This window comes from Amycolatopsis sp. NPDC045836, assembly GCF_056431745.1.
Genome location: NZ_JBWKKF010000021.1, coordinates 56,308 through 82,822, shown reverse-complemented (window position 1 = coordinate 82,822; position 26,515 = coordinate 56,308). Strand labels below are relative to the sequence as shown.

The 26,515-nt window shown below is 72.8% G+C and carries 1 protein-coding gene (cut by a window edge); it reads left to right on the top strand.

Annotated features, from left to right (window positions below):
• Positions 1-26,515 carry the 3' portion of a type I polyketide synthase gene (locus AC07EG_RS32215; RefSeq protein WP_478257006.1) on the top strand. 6,425 nt of this gene lie to the left of the window's left edge, so the window shows 26,515 of its 32,940 coding nt (coding positions 6,426-32,940); its start codon lies off the left edge, out of view; it ends in the stop codon at positions 26,513-26,515.

Here is a 26,515-nt window from a genome sequence, read left to right as displayed (position 1 = left end):
CGCTTCCCCGGCCGACATCGGGTACTCGCTGGTGACCGCGCGTTCGCTGTTCGAGCACCGGGCGGTGCTGGTCGACGGCACCGAGGTCGCCAGGGGGACCGCGAGCACGCGTGAGCTGACGTTCCTGTTCGCCGGGCAGGGTTCGCAGCGGATCGGCATGGGGCGGGGGTTGTACGCCCGCTTTCCGGTGTTCGCGGCGGCGTTGGACGAGGTGTTCGAGCACCTGGACGTCCGTGGGGTGATGTGGGGTGAGGATCAGGAGGCGTTGAACCAGACGGGGAATGCGCAGCCTGCGTTGTTCGCGTTGGAAGTGGCGTTGTTCCGGTTGGTGGAGTCGTGGGGTGTCAAGCCGGACGCGCTGGTGGGCCATTCGATTGGTGAGGTGGCGGCGGCTCATGTGGCCGGGGTGCTCAGCTTGGCAGACGCGTGCACGCTCATCTCGGCTCGCGCCCGCCTGATGCAGGCGTTGCCGGTCGGTGGGGCGATGGTGGCGATCAAGGCCGCTGAAGCCGATATCCCGGTGCGTGAAGGGGTGTCGATCGCGGCGGTCAACGGGCCGTCGAGTGTGGTCATCGCCGGTGAGGAAGCCGCGGTGTTGGAGATTGCTGCGGGTTTCGAGAAGACCACGCGGCTGAAGGTGTCTCACGCGTTCCATTCGCCGTTGATGGATCCGATGCTGGACGATTTCCGGGCTGCCATCGAAGGTCTCACCTTCCACGAGCCGAGCATTCCGATGCCCGGTGATGTCACGAACGTGGATTACTGGGTGAACCACGTCCGCGACACCGTGCGCTTCGCCGATCACCTGAACGCGGAGACCACCTACCTCGAACTGGGTCCGGACAGCACGCTCACGGCGATGGCCGCCGAATCGGCCCTCGCGGTTCCGTTGCTGCGCAAGGACCAGCCGGAGGAGCTGTCGGCGCTGACCGCGCTGGCCCGGCTGCACGTCCACGGTGTGCCGGTCGACTGGCGGCCGTTCTACCCCGGCGCCCACCGGATCCCGCTGCCCACCTACGCCTTCCAGCACCAGCGGTTCTGGCCCGCGGGCGCCACCGGCACCGGGAACGCCTCCTGGCTCGGCCTCACCTCGGCCGAGCACCCGCTGCTGGGGGCGTCGGCGGACCTCGGTGAAGGCGATTTCCTGTTCACCAGCAGGCTTTCGCGGTGGACCCACGGCTGGCTGGCCGACCACCGGGTCGGCGGCCGGATCCTGCTGCCCGGCACCGCGTTCGTGGAACTGGCGCTGCGGGCCGCCGACGAGATCGGCTGCGACCGCATCGACGAACTGACCCTCGCCGCCCCGCTCGTCCTGCCCGAGCAGGGTGCCGTCCAGCTCCAGCTCCGGGTGACCGGCCACACCGTGACCATCCGCAGCCGGGCCGAGGACGGCTCGCCGTGGGTGGAGCACGCGACCGGTGTGCTGGGTACCGGCACCGAGCACCCCGCCTTCGACGCCACCGTCTGGCCGCCAGCCGGCGCCGAACTGCTCGACGTGAACGGCTGCTACGAGCGCTTCGCCGAACTCGGCATCGAGTACGGGCCAGTCTTCCAAGGGCTCCGGGCGGCGTGGCGCCGCGGTGACGACCTGTTCGCCGAGGTGTCGCTGCCCGAGGACAGCGAAGTGAGCGACTTCGGCTTGCACCCGGCGCTGCTCGACGCGAGCCTGCACGCCGCGGCCTTCGCCGACAGCGAGGCCCGTGTGCCGTTCTCGTGGCGGGGGGTGTCGCTGCACGCGACCGGCGCGACCTCGGTGCGGGTCCGCCTGTCCGGTTCGGGTGAGGTGGCCGTCGCCGATCCGTCGGGCCAGCCGGTCGCCACCATCGGCGCGCTCGCCACCCGTCCGCTGGACCGCACCTCGCGGCCCGAGGCGTTGTTCGGCCTGGACTGGGTGCCCGCTCCGATCCAGTCCACCGTGGACGAATACGAGGTCCACCACGTCGAAGTCACCGGGAACGACGCGGCAGCCGCCCACGCGGCGACGGCCGAGGTGCTCGGGGTGCTGCAACGCCGGTTGGCCGAAGAACGGGGTTCCCGGCTGGTGATCGTGACGCACGGCGGTCTCGCCGCCGCCGCGGTCGGCGGGCTGGTGCGCTCGGCGCAGGCCGAACACCCCGGTCGGTTCGGCCTGGTCGAGGCCGATTCGGCGGAGGTGCCCGCGGAGGCGTTCGCGGTGGACGAGCCGCACGTGGCCGTCCGCGACGGTGAGGTCCTGGTGCCGCGACTCGCTCGCGCCACCGCGGCCGACCCGATCACCTGGACCGGTCCGGTGCTGGTCACCGGTGGCACGGGTGGTCTCGGCCGGGCCATCGCCCGGCACCTGGTCGATCAGCACGGGGTGCGGGACTTGGTGCTGGTCAGCCGTCGTGGTGAGGCCGATGTCCGCGACCTCGACGCCAACGTGCAGGTCGTGGCCTGTGATGTGGCCGACCGGGAAGCTCTCCGTGAGCTGCTGGCCCAGCACGAGGTGAAATCCGTCATCCACACCGCCGGGGTGCTCGACGACGGCCTGCTCGACTCGCTCACGCCCGAGCGACTGGACGAGGTGCTGCGGCCCAAGGTCGACGGCGCCTGGAACCTGCACGAACTCACCGGCGACCTGGACGCCTTCGTGGTGTTCTCCTCGGTCGCCGGGGTCTTCGGCACCGCGGGTCAGGGCAACTACGCCGCCGCCAACGCCTGGCTCGACGCCCTCGCCGCCCACCGCCGGGCCGAGGGCCTGCCTGGCGTCTCGCTGGCCTGGGGTGCCTGGGCGGAGACCGGCATGATGGCCGGTTCGAGCCGCGACTCGGCGGAGCGGATGGCACGCACGGGCCTGCGTGCGGTGTCCGCCGAGGAGGGCGTCGCGTTGTTCGACGCCGCGCTGGGCGGGGACCCGCTGGTCCTCCCGGTGCACCTGGACCTGCCCGCGCTCCGGGCGCAGGGGGAGGTGCGGCCGCTGCTGCGTGGCCTGGTCCGGACCCGAGCGCGCCGGTCCGCCGTCGGAGCCGAGGCCGCCGATTCGCTGGTGCGCCGGTTGACCGCGCTCGGGGAGGACGAGCGCCACGAGGTGCTGGTCGAACTGGTGCGCACGCAGGTCGCGGCCGTGCTCGGGCACGGCACCACGACCCGCGTGGAACCGGCACGGCAGTTCAAGGACCTCGGCTTCGACTCGCTGACCGCGGTCGAACTGCGCAACCGGCTCGGGGCGGCCAGCGGCTTGCGGCTGCCCGCGACGCTGATCTTCGACTACCCGACCACGCTCGCGCTGGCCGAGTACCTGCGGGACGAACTGCTCGGCGCCGAGGCCGGCACCGAGGTACCGCTGCGGTCGCTCCCGCCGGTCACCGACGACCCGATCGTCATCGTCGGCATGGCGTGCCGCTTCCCGGGCGGGGTCGGCTCGCCGGAGGACCTGTGGCGGCTGGCGATGGACGGCACCGACGCGATCACCGGTTTCCCGGCCGATCGCGGCTGGGATCTGGAGGCGTTGTACCACCCGGACCCCGATCACCCCGGCACCTCGTACACCCGCTCCGGCGGTTTCCTGCACGACGCCGCCGAGTTCGACCCGGCGTTCTTCGGGATGAGCCCGCGTGAGGCGGTGGCCACCGATTCGCAGCAGCGGTTGCTGCTGGAGACCTCGTGGGAGGCGATCGAACGGGCCGGGATCGACCCGGTTTCCCTGCGGGGCAGCCAGACCGGCGTGTTCGCCGGTGTCATGTACAACGACTACGGCCGTCTCGTCGAAGGCGACGAGGGTTACGAAGGCACCAGCACCTCACCGAGCGTGGCTTCGGGCCGGGTCGCGTACACGCTGGGGCTGGAGGGCCCGGCGGTCACCGTGGACACGGCGTGTTCGTCGTCGCTGGTGGCCATGCACTGGGCCATGCAGGCGCTGCGCAGTGGCGAGTGCTCGCTGGCGCTGGCCGGTGGCGTGACGGTGATGTCGACGCCCAGCACGTTCGTCTCGTTCTCGCGGCAGCGCGGTCTTTCCGCGGACGGCCGGTGCAAGGCGTATTCGGATGACGCGGACGGTGTCGGCTGGTCCGAGGGTGCCGGCCTGGTGGTGCTGGAGCGGCTTTCGGACGCTCAGCGGAACGGGCATCAGATTCTTGCCGTGGTGCGGGGTTCCGCGGTCAACCAGGATGGTGCGTCGAACGGGTTGACCGCACCGAACGGGCCCTCGCAGCAGCGGGTGATCCGGCAGGCGCTGGCCAGTGCCGGTCTGTCCGCTTCGGACGTGGATGCGGTGGAGGGTCACGGCACCGGGACGACCTTGGGTGACCCGATCGAGGCGCAAGCGCTGCTCGCCACGTATGGACAACGCAGCCAGGACCGGCCGTTGCTGCTCGGGTCGATCAAGTCGAACCTGGGGCACACGCAGGCCGCGGCGGGTGTCGCCGGGGTGATCAAAATGGTGCTGGCGCTGCGGCACGGGGTGCTGCCGCGGACCCTGCACGCGGGCACGCCGTCGTCCCATGTGGACTGGGAGGCCGGTGCCGTCGAACTGCTCACCGAGCCCGCCGAGTGGCCGGAGTCCGGTCGTGTGCGCCGGGCCGGGGTCTCCTCGTTCGGGGTCAGCGGCACGAACGCGCACCTGATCCTGGAGCAGGCCCCGGTTTCCGAGCCGACGCCGGTGGTGGCCGAGGTCGAACCGGCCGTGGTGCCGTGGGTGCTGTCGGCCAGGACCGAAGCCGCGCTCGACGAGCAGGCCGGGCGCCTGCGGGCCCTGGACGCGTCGCCGCTGGACATCGGCTTCTCGCTGCTTTCGCGGTCCACCTTCGAGCACCGGGCGGTGCTGGTCGACGGCACCGAGGTGGCCCGTGGCCAGGCGGGTGCGCGGTCGCTGGCGTTCCTGTTCTCGGGGCAGGGCAGCCAGCGGATCGGCATGGGCCGGGAGCTGTACGCCCGCTTCCCGGTGTTCGCGGCGGCGTTGGACGAGGTCTTCGAGCACCTCGACGTCCGTGAGGTGATGTGGGGCGACGATCAGGAGGCGTTGAACCAGACGGGCAATGCGCAGCCCGCGTTGTTCGCTTTGGAAGTGGCGTTGTTCCGGTTGGCCGAGTCGTGGGGCCTCAAGCCGGACGCGCTGGTGGGCCACTCCATCGGCGAGATCGCCGCCGCCCACGTGGCCGGGGTGCTCAGCTTGGCAGACGCGTGCACGCTCATCGAGGCACGGGCCCGGCTGATGCAGGCCCTTCCGGCCGGTGGCGCGATGGTGGCGATCAAGGCCGCCGAAGCCGATATCCCGGTGCGTGAAGGGGTGTCGATCGCGGCGGTCAACGGGCCGTCGAGTGTGGTCATCGCCGGTGAAGAGGCCGCGGTTCTGTCGGTTGCCGAGGGATTTGAGAAGACCACGCGGCTGAAGGTGTCCCACGCGTTCCACTCGCCGTTGATGGACCCGATGCTGGACGAGTTCCGGGCCGCCATCGAAGGTCTCACCTTCCACGAGCCGCGCATTCCGATGCCCGGTGATGTCACGAACGTGGAGTACTGGGTGAACCACGTCCGCGACACCGTGCGCTTCGCCGATCACCTGAACGCGGAGACCACCTACCTCGAACTGGGTCCGGACAGCACGCTCACGGCGATGGCCGCCGAGTCCGCCACCGCGGTGCCGCTGCTGCGCAAGGACCGCGGTGAGGAACTGTCGGCCGTCACCGCGCTGGCCACGCTGCACGTCAACGGCATCGCGGTGGACTGGGCGCCGGTCTTCGCGGGCACCGGTGCCCGCCGCGTCGACCTGCCCACCTACGCCTTCCAGCGCAGGCGGTTCTGGCCGTCGGCGAGCACCCGCACCGGCGACGCGTCCGGCCTCGGCCTGACCGCGGTGGCACACCCGCTGCTGGGGGCGGCGGTGGACCTCGCCGAGCGCGGCGGCGCGTTGTTCACCAGCCGCCTGTCCACCAGCACCCAGCCGTGGCTGGCCGAGCACGCGGTCAACGGCCGGTTCGTGCTGCCGGGCGCCGCGTTCGCCGAACTGGCCCTGCGGGCCGGGGACGAACTCGGCCACGACCGCGTGGCCGAACTGACCCTCGCCGAACCGCTCGTCCTGGACCAGGGCGCGGTCCAGGTGCAGGTTTCGGTCGACGACGCGGGTGCCTTCGCGGTGTACTCGCGCCCCGAGGACGGCCTGGCGTGGACCCGCCACGCCACCGGAACGCTGGCCACCGGCGAGTTCCGCGCCGACTTCGACACCACCACCTGGCCGCCCGCCGGCGCCGAGCCGGTCGACCTCACCGGCGCCTACGACACCTTCGCCGACCACGGTTTCACCTACGGCCCCAGCTTCCAGGGCCTGCGGGCGGTCTGGCGGACCGGCGAGGCGATCTACGCCGAGGTGGCGCTGCCGGAGGACACCCCGGCCGACGGCTTCGGTGTGCACCCGGCCCTGCTCGACGCGAGCCTGCACGCCGCGCTGGCCGCCGGTTCCGGCACCCCGGGCCTGCCGTTCGCCTGGACCGGGGTGTCGCTGCACGCGACCGGCGCGAAGTCCGTGCGGGTCCGGCTGGTCCAGGACGGCGACACGCTGTCGGTCGCGCTCGCCGATCCGGCCGGTGCGCCGGTGGCCTCGGTCGAATCGCTGGTCACCCGGCCGCTTCCGGCCGGGCGGTCCGGTGTGACCGATCTGTACGGTCTCGACTGGCGGCCGGTCACCGCTTCGGCCGCGGAACCCGTCATCGAACTGGACGGTCCGCTGTCGTCCGTGGTGGACGTGCCGGACACCCTGGTGGTGCCGATCGAGGGTGACGGCGAGGCGGTCGCCGCCACGCACGCGCTGACCACCCGGGTGTTCGGCCTGGTGCAGGAGTGGCTCGGGGACGAGCGCTTCGACGGCTCGCGGCTGGTCTTCGTCACCAAGGCCGGTGATCTGGCCGGTGCCGCGGCCGGTGGGCTGGTGCGCTCGGCGCAGTCGGAGCACCCCGGCCGGTTCGGCCTGGTCGAGGCCGACTCGACCGACCTGCTGCCGCGGGCGCTGACCGTCGACGAGCCGCGCGTCGCCATCCGCGACGGGGAAATCCTGGTGCCGCGCATCGCCCGCGCGCACGCGGGGGCGCCGGTCACCCTGAGCGGGCAGGTGCTGATCACCGGTGGCACCGGTGGTCTCGGCCTGGCCGTCGCCCGGCACCTCGTCGAGGAGCACGGCGTGCGTGACCTGCTGCTGGTCAGCCGCAGCGGCCGGGCCGACGTGTCCGGTATCGACGCCCGCGTGCAGGTCGCCGCCTGCGACGTGACCGACCGCGATGCCCTGGCGTCGCTGCTGGTCCAGCACGACGTGAAGGCCGTGATCCACGCGGCCGGGGTGCTCGACGACGGTGTGCTCGGCTCGCTCACCCCCGACCGCCTCGCCGCCGTGTTGCGGCCCAAGGTCGACGCGCTGTGGAACCTGCACGAGCTGGCCGGCGACGTGGACGCCTTCGTGGTGTTCTCCTCGATCGCCGGGGTGCTCGGCGGGGCGGGGCAGGGCAACTACGCCGCCGCCAACGCCTTCGCCGACGCCCTGATCGCCCAGCGCCGGGCACAGGGCCTTCCGGGTGTTTCGATGGCCTGGGGTGCCTGGGAAACCGGCATGGCGGGCGAAGCCGACACCCAACGGCTGGCGCGGGCCGGGCTGCCGCCGCTGCCGGTGGAGCAGGGGGTGCGGTTGTTCGACGCCGCGTTGTCCGGGGAGCCGCTGGTCCTCCCGGTGCGCCTCGACCTGCCGGTGCTGCGGGCGCAGGACGAGGTCCCGGCGCTGCTGCGCGGCCTGGTCCGCACCCGGACCCGGCGTTCGGCGGCCGGGGCCGAGACCGCGGTGGACCTGGTCCAGCGGTTGTCCGGGCGCAGCCCGGCCGACCGCCTGGAGCTGCTGCTCGACCTGGTGCGCACGCAGGTGGCCGGGGTGCTCGGGCACGACGGCGCCGCCGAGGTCGAGCCGGGCAGGCAGTTCACCGAACTCGGTTTCGACTCGCTGACCGCGGTCGAGCTGCGCAACCGCCTCGGCACGGCGACCGGCCTGCGCCTGCCCGCGACGCTGATCTTCGACTACCCCACACCCGCCGCGCTGGCGGGTCACCTCCGCGACGAACTGCTGGGCGCCGAAGCCCCGGTTCCCGTGCGGGCCGGCCAGGTGGTCACCGACGACCCGATCGCCATCGTCGGCATGTCGTGCCGGTTCCCCGGCGGTATCGGTTCGCCGGAGGACCTGTGGCGGCTGGTGTCCGAGGGCGCCGACGCGATCACCGAGTTCCCCGCCGATCGCGGCTGGGACCTGGACTCGCTCTACGACCCCGATCCCGAGCGCCCTGGCACCTCGTACACCCGGCAAGGTGGCTTCCTGCGTGAGGCGGCGGAGTTCGACCCGGCGTTCTTCGGGATGAGCCCGCGTGAAGCGCTGGCGACGGATTCGCAGCAGCGGTTGCTGCTCGAAGGTTCGTGGGAAGCACTGGAACGCGCGGGCATCGACCCGGTTTCGCTGCGCGGCAGCCAGACCGGGGTGTTCACCGGTGTCATGTACAGCGACTACGCCTCCCTGCTCGACGGCGACGACTTCGAGAACTACCAGGCGACCAGCACCTCACCGAGCGTGGCTTCGGGCCGGGTCGCGTACACGCTGGGGCTGGAGGGCCCGGCGGTCACCGTGGACACGGCGTGTTCGTCGTCGCTGGTGGCCATGCACTGGGCGATGCAGGCGCTGCGCAACGGCGAGTGTTCGCTCGCGCTGGCCGGTGGGGTGACGGTGATGTCCACCCCGAACACCTTCATCGCCTTCTCCCGCCAGCGCGGTCTTTCCGCGGACGGCCGGTGCAAGGCGTATTCGGATGATGCCGATGGTGTCGGCTGGTCCGAGGGTGTCGGCCTGGTGGTGCTGGAGCGGCTTTCGGATGCCCGGCGGAACGGGCACAAGGTGCTCGCGGTGGTGCGCGGGAGTGCGGTCAACCAGGATGGTGCGTCGAACGGCCTGACCGCACCGAACGGCCCGTCGCAGCAGCGGGTGATCCGCCAGGCACTGGCCAACGCCGGTCTGTCCGCTTCGGACGTGGACGCGGTCGAAGGTCACGGCACCGGCACCACGCTGGGTGACCCGATCGAGGCGCAAGCTCTCCTAGCCACGTATGGACAACGCAGCCAGGACCGGCCGTTGCTGCTGGGCTCGGTGAAGTCGAACCTGGGGCACACGCAGGCCGCGGCGGGTGTCGCCGGGGTGATCAAGATGGTCATGGCCCTGCGGCACGGGGTGCTGCCGCGGACCCTGCACGCGGGCACGCCGTCGTCCCATGTGGACTGGGAGGCCGGTGCCGTCGAACTGCTCACCGAGCCGACGCGGTGGCCCGAGGTGGACCGGCTGCGCCGGGCGGCGGTCTCGTCGTTCGGGGTCAGCGGCACCAACGCCCACGTGATCCTGGAGCAGGGCCCCGACGAGCAGCCGGGTGAGCCCGCCGAGCCGGTGGCCGGGGTGGTGCCGTGGCTGCTGTCGGCCAAGACGCCGGAGGCCCTGCGTGCGCAGGCCGCCCGGCTGGCCGGGGTGCGGCACGACCCGGTCGACGTCGGGTACTCGCTGGTGACCACCCGCACCGCGTTCGAGCACCGTGCGGTGGTGCTCGACCACACGCACCTGCGGACGCTGGACGAAACCGCCGGTGGGGTGGTCACCGGGGTCGCGGGTGCGGTCGGCAAGACCGTCTTCGTGTTCCCCGGGCAGGGTTCGCAGTGGGCCGGCATGGGCCGTGACCTGCTGGAGACGTCGCCGGTGTTCGCCGGGCGCATCGCCGAATGCGCCGAGGCCCTGTCGTCCTTCGTGGACTGGTCACTGCTGGACGTGCTGCGTGGTGACGGCGACCTCGACCGGGTCGACGTGGTGCAGCCGGTGTTGTGGGCGGTGATGGTTTCGCTGGCCGAGCTGTGGCGTTCGGCCGGGGTCGAGCCGGAGGCCGTGGTCGGCCACTCGCAGGGGGAGATCGCGGCGGCGGTGGTCGCCGGGGCGCTGAGCCTGGAGGACGCGGCCCGGGTGGTCGCGCTGCGCAGCCTGGCCGTGGCGGAGTTCCTGGCCGGGCACGGCGGCATGATGTCGGTCGGCCAGCCGGTGGGCGAACTGCGGCCACGGCTGAAGCTGTGGGGCCAGCGGCTCTCGATCGCCGCGGTCAACGGCCCGGCCGCGACCGTGGTCGCCGGGGAAGCCGCCGCGCTCGACGAGCTGAAGGCCGCCTGCGAAGCCGACGGCATCCGCGCCCGCCGCATCCCGGTGGACTACGCCTCGCACACCCCGCAGGTGGAGACCATCCGTGACCGCGTGCTGGCCGACCTGGCACCGATCACCCCGCGGACGGGGGACATCCCGTTCTACTCCACGGTTTCCGGCGAGCCGATCGACACCGCCCGGCTGGACGCCGGGTACTGGGTGACCAACCTGCGGCAGACCGTCGAATTCGAACGCGCCACCCGCGAACTGCTCGGCGACGGCTTCCGCGTCTTCGTCGAACCGAGTGCGCACCCGGTGCTGACCGTCGGCGTGGAACAGACGCTGGAGGACGCCGGGGTCGCCGGGGTGGTGCTCGGCACGCTCCGGCGGGACGACGGCGACTGGCTCCGGTTCACCACCTCGGTGGCCGAAGCCCACGTCCGGGGCGTCGAGGTGGACTGGACGGCGTTCTTCCCGGCGGGCGCCCGGCAGGTCGACCTGCCCACCTACGCCTTCCAGCACGAACGGTTCTGGCCGGCGGCCACCGGGCGCACGGGTGACGTCCGGGCCGCCGGGCTCGGTGCGGTCGGCCACCCGCTGCTCGGCGCCGCCGTCGGCCTCGCCGCCGGTGAAGCGGTGCTGACCAGCCGGATCTCCCTGCGGTCGCACCCGTGGCTGGCCGATCACCACGTGCAGGGCCGGGCGTTGCTGCCGGGCACGGCGTTCCTCGAACTCGCCGTGGCGGCGGGGGACGAGGCCGGTTGCGACCGGATCGAGGAACTGACGCTGGCGGCGCCGCTGGTGCTCACCGAACGGGCCGTGTGCCTGCAGGTCCGCGTCGGCGCCGCGGACGAGGACGGCAGGCGGCCGATCACCGTGCACAGCCGTCCGGAGGAGGCGGTGGACGAGCCGTGGACCGAGCACGCCACCGGGGTGCTGGCCACCGGCGAGTACCGCGCCGAGTTCGACACCGCCTGGCCACCGGCCGGAGCGGAGCCGATCGAGGTGGACGGCTGCTACCAGCGCTTCGCCGAACTCGGCTTCGAGTACGGCCCGGTGTTCCGAGGGCTGCGGGCAGCCTGGCGCCTCGGTGACGAGGTCTTCGCCGAAGCCGCGCTGCCCGACGGGGTGTCGGCGGAGGCGTTCGGCCTGCACCCGGCCCTGCTGGACGGTGGCCTGCACGGGCAACTGCTGGCCGGGGTGACCGGGGTGTACGAGGAGGCCGGTGTGGGCCTGCCGTTCTCGTGGGAGGGCGTTTCGCTGCACGCGACCGGCGCCACCGCGGTACGGGTCCGGTTCACGCCGACCGCCGGGGGCTTCGCGATCGCCGTCACCGATCCGGCCGGGGCGCCGGTCGCCTCGGTGCGGTCGCTGGCCACCCGCGTGGTCGCGGAACCGGTGGCCCCGCGTGACCCGCTGTTCCGGGTCGGCTGGGTGCCGGCCACCGATTCGTCCACTGTGGACGAATATCAGGTGTACCACGTCGAAACCGCCGGGGAGGTCGTGGACGCCACGCACGCGGCGACGGCCGAAGTGCTCGGGGTGCTGCAGAACTGGCTGGCCGGGGAACGCGACGGACGCCTGGTGGTCGTGACGCACGGCGGTCTCGCCGCGGCGGCCGTCGGTGGCCTGGTGCGGGTCGCGCAGGCGGAGCACCCGGGCCGGTTCGGCCTGGTCGAGGCCGATTCGGCGGAGGTGCCCGCGGAGGCGTTCGCGGTGGACGAGCCGCACGTGGCCGTCCGCGACGGTGAGCTGCTGGTGCCGCGCCTGGTTCGTACCCAGCCGGAAAACCCGTTCACCTGGACCGGTCCGGTGCTGATCACCGGTGGCACGGGTGGTCTCGGCCTGGCCGTCGCCCGGCACCTGGTCGACGAGCACGGGGTGCGTGAGCTGGTGCTGGTCAGCCGTCGTGGTGAGGCCGACGTCCGCGACCTCGACGCGAATGTGCAGGTGGTGGCCTGTGATGTGGCCGACCGGGATGCCCTGGCTGCGCTGCTGGCCCAGCACGAGGTGAAGTCCGTCATCCACACCGCCGGAGTCCTGGACGACGGGGTGCTCGGCTCGCTCGACGCCGATCGACTCGACACCGTGCTCCGGCCCAAGGTGGACGCGGCCTGGAACCTGCACGAACTCACCGGCGACCTCGACGCGTTCGTCCTGTTCTCCTCCGCCGCCGGGGTCTTCGGCACCGCGGGCCAGGGCAACTACGCCGCCGCCAACGCCTGGCTCGACGCCCTCGCCGAACACCGCCGAGCCGAAGGGCTGCCCGCGGTCTCGCTCGCCTGGGGCGCCTGGGACCAGACCGGCATGCTCGCCGGAACGGACGTGGAACGGCTGACCGGGGCGGGGATGCCGCCGATGACCGTCGAGCAGGGCCTGGCCCTGTTCGACGACGCCATGGCCGCCGCCGAACCCACCCTGGTGCCGATCCGGCTGGACCTGCCCGCGCTGCGGGCGCAGGGTGAGGTGCGGCCACTACTGCGTGGCCTGGTCCGCAGCCGGTCGCGGCGCACGGTGGCCGGCGCGGAAACCGCGTCGACCCTGGTGCAGCGGCTCGCGCCGCTGGGCGGGGCCGAGCGCACCGAGGCACTGGCCGACTTGGTGCGTGCCCAGGTCGCCGTGGTGCTGGGGTACGCCGGGGCCGAGGCCGTCGACCCGCAGCTCGCCTTCCAGAGCATGGGCTTCGACTCGCTGACCGCGGTCCAGCTGCGCAACCGGCTGACCTCGGCGACCGGGCTGAAGCTGCCCGCCACCCTGGTCTTCGACTACCCGACCCCGGCCGTGCTCGCGGCCCACCTGCGTGACGAGCTGTTCGACACCGACGCCGTGGTTCCGCAGCAGGTCCAGCGGGCGGTCTCGGACGACCCCGTCGTGATCGTCGGCATGTCGTGCCGGTTCCCCGGTGACGTGGGCTCGCCGGAGGACCTGTGGCGGCTGGTGTCCGAGGGCGCCGACGCGATCACCGGCTTCCCGGCCAACCGGGGCTGGGACCTCGACGCGCTGTACCACCCGGATCCCGAGGTGTCCGGCACTTCCTACACCCGCCTCGGCGGCTTCCTGCACGACGCGGGGGAGTTCGACCCGGTGTTCTTCGGCATGAGCCCGCGTGAAGCGCTGGCCACCGACGCGCAGCAACGCCTGCTGCTCGAAGGTTCGTGGGAGGCGCTGGAGCGCGCGGGCATCGACCCGGCCTCGCTCAAGGGCAGCCAGACCGGCGTGTTCGCCGGGGTGATGTACAGCGACTACGCCACCATCCTGGACGCCGGGACCGCCGAGGGCTTCCAGGCCACCGGTGGCTCGCTGAGCGTGGCTTCGGGCCGGATTTCCTACACCTTCGGCTTCGAGGGCCCGGCGGTCACCGTGGACACGGCGTGCTCGTCTTCGCTGGTGGCGCTGCACCTGGCGGCGCAGTCGCTGCGGCAGGGTGAATGCGACCTGGCGCTGGCCGGTGGGGTCACGGTGATGTCCACGCCGAGCACCTTCATCGAGCTGTCGCGGCAACGCGGTCTCGCGGTGGACGGCCGGTGCAAGGCGTTCTCCGACTCCGCCGACGGCGCCGGGTTCTCCGAGGGCGTCGGCCTGCTGGTGCTGGAACGGATGTCCGACGCTAAGCGCAACGGGCACACCGTTCTCGCCGTGGTCCGCGGCTCCGCGGTGAACCAGGACGGGGCGTCGAACGGGCTGACCGCACCGAACGGCCCGTCGCAGCAGCGCGTGATCCGGCAGGCGCTGGCCAATGCCGGTCTGTCCACTTCGGACGTGGACGCGGTGGAAGCCCACGGCACCGGCACGACGCTGGGTGACCCGATCGAGGCGCAGGCGCTGCTGGCGACCTATGGACAACGCAGCCAGGACCGCCACGACCGGCCGCTGTACGTCGGCTCGGTGAAGTCGAACCTCGGGCACACCCAGGCCGCGGCCGGGGTCGCCGGGGTGATCAAGATGGTGATGGCGCTGCGGCACGGGGTGCTGCCGAAGACGCTGCACGTGGACACGCCGTCCTCCCACGTCGACTGGGAAGCCGGTGACGTCGAGGTGCTCGTGCGGGCCACCGACTGGCCCGCCGTCGACCGGGTGCGCCGGGCCGGGGTGTCCTCGTTCGGCATCAGCGGCACCAACGCGCACGTGATCCTGGAGCAGGCGCCCAAGTCGGACGCCCCGCTGCTGGACCTGCCCGCCGGCCCGGCCCCCGTCCAGGGGCAGGTGCCCTGGGTGCTGTCCGCGAAGTCGGCGGCGGCGCTGGACGAGCAGCTGGACCGGGTCCGGGCGCTGGACGGCGATCCGGTCGACATCGGGGCGTCGTTGCTGACCACGCGGTCGGTGTTCGATTCGCGGGCGGTGCTGCTGGGTTCGCAGGTGGTGCGCGGCGGTGTGGCCGAGGGTGCGTCGGCGCCGGTCTTCGTGTTCCCCGGTCAGGGGGCGCAGTGGGCCGGCATGGCGGTCGAACTGCTGGATTCGTCGCCGGTGTTCGCCGAGTGGATGGCCGAGTGCGACCGGGTGATCGGCACCATGGTCGACTGGTCGGTGCTGCGGGTGCTGCGGAATTCCCGTGGTGGTGGTGAGGCGGCCGCGGTGCTGCTGGAGCGCATCGAGGTGCTGCAGCCGGTGTTGTTCGCGGTGATGGTGTCGCTGGCGCAGTTGTGGCGTTCCGCCGGGGTGGAACCGGCTGCGGTGGTGGGTTCGTCGCAGGGTGAGATCCCGGCGGCCTACATCGCCGGGGCGCTGAGCCTGGAGGATGCCGCCAGGATCGTGGTGCTGCGCAGTCAGTTGTTCGCCGACGAACTGGTCGGCAACGGGGCGGTGGCGTCGATCGCGCTGTCCGAGGAGCAGTTGCTCGCGCGCCTGCCGGAGGGGCTGACGCTGGCCGGGGTCAACGGCCCGCAGGCGGTCACGGTGGCCGGTCCGGTGGAGCCGCTGAACGAGTTCGTCGCGGCGTGTGTGGCCGAGGACATCCGGGCGCGGGTGGTGCCGTCCACGGTGGCTTCGCACTGTGCCCAGGTGGACCCGCTGCGGGACGCGATCCTGGAGATGTTCGCCGACATCACCCCGCTGGAAGCCCGCATCCCGTTCTATTCGACGGTGACCGGCGGGCTGGTCGACAGCGCGGAACTGGGGCCGGAGTACTGGTTCCACAACGCCCGCCAGCCGGTGAACTTCGCCGGTGCGGTCAAGACCGTGCTCGACGACGGCTTCAAGGTGTTCATCGAGCCGAGCGCGCACCCGGTGCTGACCATGGCCGCCCAGCAGACCGCCGAGTCGCTGGACGTGCCGGCCGTCGTGGTGGGCTCGCTGCGCCGTGACGAGGGTGGCCCGGCCCGGTTCATGACCTCCCTCGCCGAGGCGTACGTGGCCGGGGTGGGCGTGGACTGGCGGGTGTGCTACGCCGGAACCCGGGCCCGCCGGGTCGACCTGCCGACCTACGCCTTCCAGCACAAGCAGTTCTGGCCGGAGCCGCTCACCCCGGCGACCACGGTCGACCCGGTGGACGCCGAGTTCTGGGAGCTGGTCTCCGACGGCGACTTCGCCACCGAACTCGACCTGGACACCGACACCGCCGCACGGGTGGTGCCCGCGCTGGCCGGCTGGCGCAGCCGCCGCCGTGCCCAGTCCACAGTGGATTCCTGGCGGTACGACGAGTCGTGGACGCGGTTCACCCCGGCCGGTGCGCTCTCCGGGACCTGGCTGGTCGTGGTGCCCGAGGGCGGTGAACCGGTCGACCTTGGCACGGAGACCGTCGTGCTGGCGGTCGGCGACACCGACCGCGCCGGACTGGCCGAGAAACTGCGGGCGCTGGACACCGGGTTCGCCGGGGTGGTGTCCCTGCTGGGCACCACCGGCGCACCCCGCACCGGGGCCGTTCCGGCGGGCTTGGCCCGGTCGCTGATCCTGGTGCAGGCACTGGGCGACGCCGGAATCGAAGCTCCGCTGTGGAACGTCACCCGCGGTGCGGTCGCGGTGGCCGATGCCACCGAGGTCACCGACCCCGAGCAGGCCGCGCTCTGGGGCCTCGGCCGGGCGGTGGCGCTGGAGCAGCCACACCGCTGGGGTGGCCTGGTCGACGTGCCGGCCGGGCTCGACGACCGCCTGCCCGCGGTGCTGACCGGCAACGAGGACCAGGTGGCGATCCGGGCCGACGGCACCTACGGGCGGCGCCTGGTGCACGCGGCCCCGGCCGAGCGGGTCCGTACGTGGCAGCCGAGCGGCACGGTGCTGATCACCGGTGGCACCGGCGGTCTCGGCGGCTACGTGGCCCGGTGGGCGGTGTCCACCGGTGCCGAGCACGTGGTGCTCACCAGCCGCCGCGGCCTCGACGCACCCGGCGCGCCGGAGCTGCGGGACGAACTGGAGGGCATGGGTGCCCGCGTCACGGTCGCCGCCTGCGACGCGGCCGACCGCGAGGCACTGGCCGCACTGCTCGCCGAACACCCCGTCACCGCCGTGGTGCACACCGCCGGGGTCGGTGCCGGGGACGCCCGGGCCGAGACGCTGACCGTCGAGCAGCTGGACGCCCTGCTGCGGGCCAAGCTGGCCGCCGCCTGGAACCTGCACGAACTCACCGGTGACCTCGACGCGTTCGTGGTGTTCTCCTCGGGCGCGGCGATGTGGGGCAGTGGTGGCCAGCCGGGTTACGCCGCGGGCAACACCTTCCTCAACGCCTTCGCCCAGTACCGCCGCGCACACGGGCTCACCGCGACCTCGATCGCCTGGGGCGCGTGGGCCGGAGCGGGCCTGGCCACGCACGAGGACATGGCCGAGCACCTGGTGCGGCGCGGGCTGCTGTCGATGGAGCCGGAGCTGGCGATCAGCGCCATGCAGCGGGCCATCGAGGAGGACCGCACGCTGATCACCGTCACCAACACCGACTGGGCGCGGTTCGCGCCCAGCTTCACCAGCCGCCGGCCGAGCCGGTTGCTCGCCGAACTGCCCGAGGTCCAGGCGCTGGAGGACGACGAGCCCGAGGAGGAATCGGCGCTCAAGCAGCGCCTCGCCGGGCTGTCCGAAGCCGAACGCACCCGTGTGCTGCTCGACCTGGTCCGCGTCGAAGCCGCCGCCACGCTCGGCTTCGACGCCGTCGAGGACCTGCCCGCCGGCAAGGCCTTCCGCGAGGTCGGCTTCGACTCGGTGACCGCGGTCCAGCTGCGCAACCAGCTCCGGGCCGCGACCGGGCTCGCGCTGCCCGCCGCGCTGGTGTTCGACTACCCGACCCCGCGGGCGCTGACCGAGCACCTGCTCGGTGAGCTGTTCGGCGCCGAGGCCGCACCGGAACCGGTTCGTGCGGTGGCGCCGGTCGGCGACGACCCGATCGTGATCGTCGGCATGGCCTGCCGTTACCCCGGCGGGGTCACCACCCCGGAGGAGCTGTGGGAGCTGGTCGACAGCGGCACCGACGCGATCGCCGGGTTCCCGGCCGACCGCGGCTGGGCGCTGGACGCCATCAACAGCGCCACCCGCGAAGGCGGTTTCCTCACCGACGTGGCCGGGTTCGACGCGGGCTTCTTCGGCATCTCGCCGCGCGAAGCCGTGGCGATGGACCCGCAGCAGCGGCTGGTGCTGGAGACCACCTGGGAGGCGATCGAGCGGGCGGGCATCGACCCGATGTCGTTGCGCGGCAGCCAGACCGGGGTGTTCATGGGCACCACCGGGCAGGACTACCCGAACCTGCCGGGCAACGGCGGTGACCAGGACGTCTACGCCACCACCTCCTCGGTGGCCAGCGTGATCTCCGGCCGCGTCTCCTACACCGCCGGTCTCGAAGGCCCGGCGGTCACCGTGGACACCGCGTGCTCGTCCTCGCTGGTGTCGATCCACCTGGCGGCGCAGGCGCTGCGGCAGGGGGAATGCGACCTGGCGCTGGCCGGTGGCGTCGCGGTGATGTCCACGCCGAGCGCGTTCAACGCGTTCAGCTCGCAGGGCGGCCTGGCCGTGGACGGCCGGTGCAAGTCGTTCGCCGAGGCCGCCGACGGCACCGGGTGGTCCGAGGGCGTCGGGGTGGTCGCGCTGGAGCGGCTGTCCGACGCCCAGCGCAACGGGCACCCGGTCCTCGCCGTGGTGCGGGGCAGCGCGGTCAACCAGGACGGCGCGTCGAACGGGCTGACCGCGCCGAACGGGCCGTCGCAGCAGCGGGTCATCCGGGCGGCGCTGGCCGCGGCCGGGCTGTCCACCTCGGACGTCGATGCGGTGGAGGCCCACGGCACCGGCACCGTGCTCGGTGACCCGATCGAGGCGCAGGCGGTGCTGGCGACGTATGGACAACGCAGCCAGGACCGGCCGGTGCTGCTCGGCTCGATCAAGTCGAACCTGGGGCACCCGCAGTCCGCCGGCGGGGTGGCCGGGGTGATCAAGATGGTGATGGCGCTGCGGCACGGCGTGCTGCCGAAAACCCTGCACGTCGACGCGCCCTCGTCGAACGTGGAGTGGGACGCCGGTTCGGTGGAACTGCTCACCGAGCGCACCGAGTGGCCGGAGACCGGCCGCCCGCGCCGGGCCGGGGTGTCCTCGTTCGGCGTGAGCGGCACGAACGCGCACCTCATCCTGGAGCAGGCGCCCGCCGTCGAACCGGTGCTCGAACCGGCCGAGGTCGAACCGGCCGTGGTGCCGTGGCTGGTGTCGGGCCGGTCGGCCGAGGCGCTGGGCGCCCAGTTCGCCCGCCTCGACGCCTTCGTGGCGAACCACGAGGTCTCGCCGCTGGACCTCGGTTACTCGCTGGCCGTCACCCGGTCGTCGTTCGAGCACCGGGCCGTGCTGGTGGACGGCTCGGCCGAACTCGCCCGCGGGGTGGCGGGCGAGCGCTCGCCGGCGGTGTTGTTCTCCGGTCAGGGTTCCCAGCGGATCGGCATGGGCCGGGAGCTGTACCTGCGGTTCCCGGTGTTCGCGCGGGCACTGGACGAGGTCCTGTCCCACCTGGACGTGCGCGAGGTGATGTGGGGCGAGGATCAGGAGGCGCTGAACCAGACCGGCAACGCGCAGCCCGCGTTGTTCGCCCTGGAGGTGGCGCTCTACCGGCTCGCCGAGTCGTGGGGCATCCGGCCGGACTACCTGATCGGGCACTCCATCGGCGAGATCGCCGCCGCCCACGTGGCCGGGGTGCTCTCGCTGGAAGACGCCTGCACGCTGGTTTCCGCGCGGGCTCGGCTGATGCAGGCCCTTCCGGCCGGTGGCGGAATGGTGGCGATCCAGGCCACCGAGGAGGAAGTCACCCCACTGCTCACCGAGGACGTCTCGATCGCCGCGATCAACGGGCCCACGTCACTGGTGATCTCCGGAAACGCGCAGGTCACCGCCGAGATCGCGGCCGGTTTTGCCGAGCGCGGGCGGAAGTCTAGGCGTTTGCCGGTCAGCCATGCGTTCCACTCACCCCTGATGAACCCGATGCTCGACGACTTCAGGACCGTGGTGACGGGCCTGTCCTTCGGCGAGCCCCGGATTCCGGTGGTGTCCGGCCTGAGCGGGGAGATCGCCACCCCGGCGCAGCTGGCCGACCCCGAGTACTGGGTGCGCCACGTCCGTGAGACCGTCCGGTTCGCCGACGGCGTGCGCACGCTGACCGGCGAGCGGGTGGACACCTTCCTGGAGCTGGGTCCCGACGGCGTGCTGTCCGCGATGGCGGCCGAGACCACGCCCGCGGCGGTGGCCGTGCCGGTGCTGCGCAAGGACCGCGGCGAGGAACTGGCTGCCGTGTCGGCGCTGGCGAAACTGCACGTCAACGGCGTGGACCTGGACTGGCGGGCGTTCTTCGCCGGCACCGGGGCACGCCGGGTGGACCTGCCGACCTATCCCTTCCAGCACGAGCGGTACTGGCCGGAGCCGGTCGAGGCGGCAGCCACGGCAGACACGGCAGCCACGGTGGACGCCGAGTTCTGGGCCGCCGTCGAACGCGAGGACCTGGAGAGCCTGGCCACCGAACTGGGCGTCGACGAGGCACCACTGGACGCCCTGCTGCCCGCGTTGTCCTCGTGGCGCAGCCGCCGCCGGACCCAGTCCACTGTGGATTCCTGGCGGTACCGCGAAACCTGGCGGGCGCTGCCGGGGACCGCGTCGGGTGCGCTGTCCGGCACCTGGCTGGTCGTGGTGCCCACCGGCTTCCACGACGGCGAGTGGCTGAGCGCCGTGCTCGGCCCCAACATGCTGCGGGTCGAGGTCGCCGGAATCGGCCGTGAGGAGATCGCCGCGCGGCTGCCCGGGAACTTCGAGGACGGCTTCGCCGGGGTGATCTCGTTGCTCGCGCTGGACGCCGACCTCGGCGGGGTCACCGCGACGACTTCGCTGGTGCAGGCGCTCGGCGACGCCGGAATCCCGGCGCCGGTCTGGGCGATCACCCGCGGTGCGGTCGCGGTGGACGAGTCCGAGCAGCTCAGCGCGCCGTGGCAGGCCGGGGTCTGGGGCCTGGGCCGGGTGGCCGCGCTGGAACTGCCGCGGCAGTGGGGTGGGCTGGTCGACCTGCCCGAGGTGATCGACGAGCAGGTGGCGCAGCGGTTCGCCGACGTGCTCTCCGGCGCGGCCGGGGAGGACCAGGTCGCCGTGCGGGCCCGCGGCCTCTACGGCCGCCGGGTCATCGCCGCCCCGGCTCCCGGGGGGATCGGCGACTGGGTGCCGTCGGGCACCGTGCTGATCACCGGTGGCACCGGCGCGCTCGGCGCGACCGTGGCGCGCGACCTGGCCCGCCGGGGTGCCGAGCGGCTGGTGCTGCTGAGCCGCCGCGGCCCGGACGCGCCGGGTGCGGTCCAGCTGTGGGACGAGCTGACCGGCCTCGGTGCCGACGTCACCATCACCGCCTGCGACGTGGCCGACCGCGACGCCGTATCGCAGGTGCTCGCCGGGATCCCGGCCGAGCAGCCGCTGACCGGGGTGGTGCACACCGCCGGGGTGCTCGACGACGGGGTGCTCGAAGGGCTCACACCCGAGCGCTTCACCACGGTCTACCGCGCCAAGGTGGACGCGGCGGTGGTGCTCGACGAGCTGACCCGGGACCTGGACCTGACCGCCTTCGTGTTGTTCTCCTCGGTCGCCGGTACCGTCGGCAACCCCGGCCAGGGCAACTACGCCGCGGCCAACGCGGTGCTCGACGCACTGGCGCGGCGCCGCCGCTCGCTCGGCCTCGCCGCCTCCTCCATCGCCTGGGGTGCCTGGGCCGGGGCGGGCATGGCCGTCGACTCGGAGTGGGCCCACCGCGAAGGCTCCCCGGTGATGGATCCGGAGCTGGCGGTCACGGCGATGCGGCAGGTGGTCGCCGAAGGCGCGGCGGCGATGGTGGTCGCGGACCTGCGGCAGCCGCAGGTGCTCGGGTGGCTGCTCGGCCTGCGGCCGACGCCGTCGCTGGCGGACCTGCCCGGTGCCCGTCGCCTGCTGGACGAGGCCACGGCTGCCCGCCGGGACACCGAGACCGTCGCGAACGAACTGCACCGGGAACTGCTGGAGCTGTCCGGCGCCGAGCAACTCGATGCCGTGCTCGACGTGGTCCGGACCCGGGTCGCGTCGGTGCTGGCGTATGCGAGCGCGGGTGCGGTGGGCGTGGACAACGCCTTCCGCGACCTCGGTTTCGACTCGCTCACCGCGGTCGAGTTGCGCAACCAGCTCAACGAGGCCACCGGGCTCGCCCTGCCGGCCAGCCTGGTCTTCGACTACCCGACCCCGCGGGTGCTCGCGGAGTTCCTGCGGGACGAGCTGCTGGGCCACCGGGGCACGGTCACCGTGGCCGAGCGGACCCGCGATGCGGACGAACCCATCGCGATCGTCGGCATGTCCTGCTGGTTCCCCGGCGACGTGCGTTCGCCGGAGGAGCTGTGGGAGCTGCTGGTCGACGGCCGTGACGGCATCACCGGCTTCCCCGCCGACCGCGGCTGGGACCTGGAGGAGGTGTTCGGCGGCGAGAACCCGAGCATCACCCGCTTCGGCGGCTTCCTGCCGAACCCGGCCGAGTTCGACCCGGCGTTCTTCGGCATCTCGCCGCGCGAGGCGCTGGCCATGGACCCGCAGCAGCGGTTGCTGCTCGAAGGTTCGTGGGAGGCGCTGGAACGCGCCGGGCTCGACCCCGCCGCGCTGCGCGGCAGCCAGACCGGCGTTTTTGTCGGCACGAACGGGCAGGACTACGCCACGCTGATCGCCAACACCGGCCAGGAGACCGGTGGGCACGGGGCGACCGGCCTGGCCGCCAGCGTCATCTCCGGCCGCCTGTCCTACACCTTCGGCTTCGAAGGCCCGGCGGTCACCGTCGACACGGCGTGCTCGGCTTCGCTGGTGGCGCTGCACCTGGCGGTCCAGTCGCTGCGGCAGGGTGAATGCGATCTGGCGCTGGCCGGTGGTGCCACGGTGATGTCCACGCCGCTGGTGTTCTCGGAGCTGTCGAAGCAGGGCGCATTGGCCGCCGACGGCCGGTGCAAGGCCTTCTCCGACGCGGCCGACGGCACGGGCTGGTCGGAAGGTGTCGGCCTGATCGTGGTCGAGCGGCTCTCCGACGCGAAGCGCAAGGGGCACAACATCCTCGCCGTGGTGCGCAGCAGCGCGGTGAACCAGGACGGGGCGTCGAACGGGTTGACCGCGCCCAACGGTCCCTCGCAGCAGCGGGTGATCCGGCAGGCGCTGGCCGCGGCCGGGCTGTCCACCCAGGACGTGGACGCGGTGGAGGCCCACGGCACCGGGACCGCGCTGGGTGACCCGATCGAGGCGCAGGCCCTGCTGGCCACCTACGGCCAAGAACGCGAACACCCGCTGTGGCTGGGCTCGGTCAAGTCGAACCTGGGTCACACGCAGGCCGCGGCCGGGGTCGCTGGCATCATCAAGATGGTCATGGCGCTGCGGCACGGGGTGCTGCCGAAGACGCTGCACGCCGACGAGCCGTCGTCGCACGTGGACTGGAACTCGGGTGCGGTCAGCGTGCTGTCCGAAACCGTGCCGTGGCCGGAGGTCGGCCGGGTGCGGCGGGCCGGGGTGTCCTCGTTCGGCATCAGCGGCACCAACGCGCACATCATCCTGGAACAGGCCCCGGAGGCCGAGCCGGCGGCGCTGCCGCTGAAGGGCACGCGGTCGCCGATCGACGGGGTGGTGCCGTGGGTGGTCTCCGCGAAGACCGAGGCCGCGGCCGGTGCCCAGCTGGACCGGGTCCGGGCGCTGGACGGCGATCCGGTCGACATCGGGGCGTCGTTGCTGACCACGCGGTCGGTGTTCGATTCGCGGGCGGTGCTGCTGGGTTCGCAGGTGGTGCGCGGCGGTGTGGCCGAGGGTGCGTCGGCGCCGGTCTTCGTGTTCCCCGGTCAGGGCGCGCAGTGGAACGGCATGGCGCTGGAGTTGCTGGATTCGTCGCCGGTGTTCGCCGAGTGGATGGCCGAGTGCGACCGGGTGATCGGCACCATGGTCGACTGGTCGGTGCTCGACGTGCTGCGTGAATCCCGTGACGGCGGTGACGGGCTGGAGCGCATCGAGGTGCTGCAGCCGGTGTTGTTCGCGGTGATGGTGTCGCTGGCGCAGTTGTGGCGTTCCGCCGGGGTGGAACCGGCTGCGGTGGTGGGTTCGTCGCAGGGTGAGATCCCGGCGGCCTACATCGCCGGGGCGTTGTCCCTGGAGGATGCCGCCAGGATCGTGGTGCTGCGCAGTCAGTTGTTCGCCGACGAACTGGTCGGCAACGGCGCCGTCGCCTCGGTGGCGCTGACCGAGGAGCAGTTGCTCGCGCGCCTGCCGGAGGGGCTGACGATCGCCGGGATCAACGGTCCCAAGGCGCTCACCGTCGCCGGACCGCTCGACCTGCTGAACGAGTTCGTCGCGGGCTGTGTGGCCGAGGACATCCGGGCGCGGGTGGTGCCGTCCACGGTGGCTTCGCACTGTGCCCAGGTGGACCCGCTGCGGGACGCGATCCTGGAGATGTTCGCCGGGATCGAGCCGCGGGAAGCGAAGATCCCGTTCTACTCGACGGTGACCGGTGGACTGGCCGACAGCGCGGAACTGGGGCCGGAGTACTGGTTCCACAACGCCCGCCAGCCGGTGAACTTCGCCGGTGCGGTCAAGACCCTGCTCGACGACGGCTTCCGCGCCTTCGTGGAGACCAGCGCGCACCCGGTGCTCACCATGGCCGTGCAGGCCACCGCCGAGGACCTGGAGATCCCGGCCGTCGCGGTCGGCTCGCTGCGCCGCGACGAAGGCGGCCCGGCCCGGTTCACCACCTCGCTCGCCGAGGCGTACGTGGCGGGTGTGCCGGTCGACTGGACGGTGTTCTTCGCCGGTACCGGCGCCCGGCGGATCGAGCTGCCCACCTACGCCTTCCAGCGCCAGCGCTACTGGCCGGAACCGGCGAAGCGCACGGCAACCGCCACCGCCGATCCGGTGGACGCGGCGTTCTGGGACCTGGTCGAGGAAGGCGGCTTCGCCGAAGCCCTCGCGCTGGACGACGACACCGCCGCACTGGTGGTGCCCGCGCTGGCCGGGTGGCGCCACCGGCAGCGCACGCAGTCCACTGTGGATTCCTGGTGCTACCGCGAGTCGTGGACGCCGATCACCACCACCGCCGGGCTCGGCGGCAGCTGGCTCGCGCTGGTGCCGACCGGCTACACCAGCGATCCGTGGGTGACCGCGGTGCTGGCCGTGCTCGGTGACGACGCGGTACTGGTGGAGGTCGGTGACACCCACCGGACCAAGCTGGCCAAGGAACTGGCCGAGGTGGCGCACAACGAGTTCGCCGGGGTCGTCTCGCTGGCGGGCATCGCCGAAGCGCCGGCGGTCGGCAACGTGCCGGTCGGCCTGGCGATGACGCTGCTGATCACCCAGGCGCTCGGCGACACCGGCATCGAAGCCCCGCTGTGGTGCGTGACCAGGGGCGCGGTTTCCGCCGGCCAGGCCGATCCGGTCAGCCACCCCGAACAGGCCGCGCTCTGGGGCTTCGGCCGGGTGGCCGCGCTCGAACTGCCGCGCCGCTGGGGCGGGCTGGTCGACCTGCCCGGCGAGTTCGGCGACCGGACCGCCGAACTGCTGGCCGGGGTGCTCGCCGGAACCGGGGAGGACCAGGTCGCGGTGCGTCCGGCCGGGGCGTTCGGCCGCCGGCTGGTGCACGCGGCCCCGGTCGCGGCACGGCAGGCCGAGCCGTGGCGGGTGCGCGGCACCGTGCTGATCACCGGTGGCACCGGCGGTCTCGGCGGCTACGTGGCCCGGTGGGCGGTGGCCAGCGGTGCCGAGCACGTGGTGCTCACCAGCCGCCGCGGCCTGGACGCACCGGGAGCCGGGGAACTGCGTGAGGAACTGGAAGCCTCGGGTGCCGAGGTCACCGTCGCCGCCTGCGACGTGTCGGACCGCGACGCCGTGGCGGCCCTGCTCGGCGGCCTCTCGAACCTGACCGCGGTGGTGCACGCGGCCGGGGTCGGGGTCGGCGACGCGGCGATCGAAGCGCTCACGGTGGACCAGCTCGACGCCCTGCTCCAAGCCAAGATGACCGCGGCGTGGCACCTGCACGAACTGACCGCGGACCTCGACCTGGACGCGTTCGTGCTGTTCTCCTCCGGTGCCGCCAACTGGGGCAGCGGCGGGCAGCCCGGCTACGCGGCGGGCAACGCCTTCCTGGACGCGCTGGCGCAGTACCGGCGGGCTCAGGGCCGCACCGCCACCGCGATCGCCTGGGGTGCCTGGGCCGAGGCGGGCATGGTGCACGACAACCCGTCGATGTGGGAGCACCTGACCCGCCGCGGCCTGCTGACCATGGCCCCGGACCTGGCGATCACCGCGTTGCGGCAGGCGCTGGAGGACGACCGGACCGCGCTGACCGTGACCAACACGGACTGGACTCGGTTCGCGCCGAGCTTCACCGCGAACCGGCCGAGCCCGCTGCTCTCGGAGCTCCCCGAGGTGGCCGCGGTGCTGGCCGAACCGGCAGCCGAAAGCGCCGAATCCGGCGAGTCGGAGTTCAAGCAGCGCCTGACCGCGATGCCGGACGCCGAACGCGGTCGTGCCCTGCTCGACCTGGTCCGGACCGAGGCGGCGGCCACGCTCGGCTACGACAACACCGACGCGCTGCCCGCGAACCAGGCGTTCCGCGAGGTCGGCTTCGACTCGGTGACCGGGGTGGAACTGCGCAACCGGCTCAAGGCGGCCACCGGGCTGCCGCTGGCCGCGGCGCTGGTGTTCGACCACCCGACCCCGGCGGCGATCGCGGAGTTCCTCAAGACCCAGCTGTTCGGGGCGGACGCCCCGGCGGCGGACCCGGACGCCCGCATCCGCGAAACCCTGGCCGCGATCCCGGTCAGCAGGCTGCGCAAGGCCGGCCTGCTCGACCTGGTGCTGCAACTGGCCGACGCGGAAGCCGAACCGGAAGCGGCCCCCGCCACCGGGAACGGTGACGTTTCGCTCGACGACATGGACGCCGAAAGCCTGCTCCGGCTGGCGACCGACGGAATTGACTGA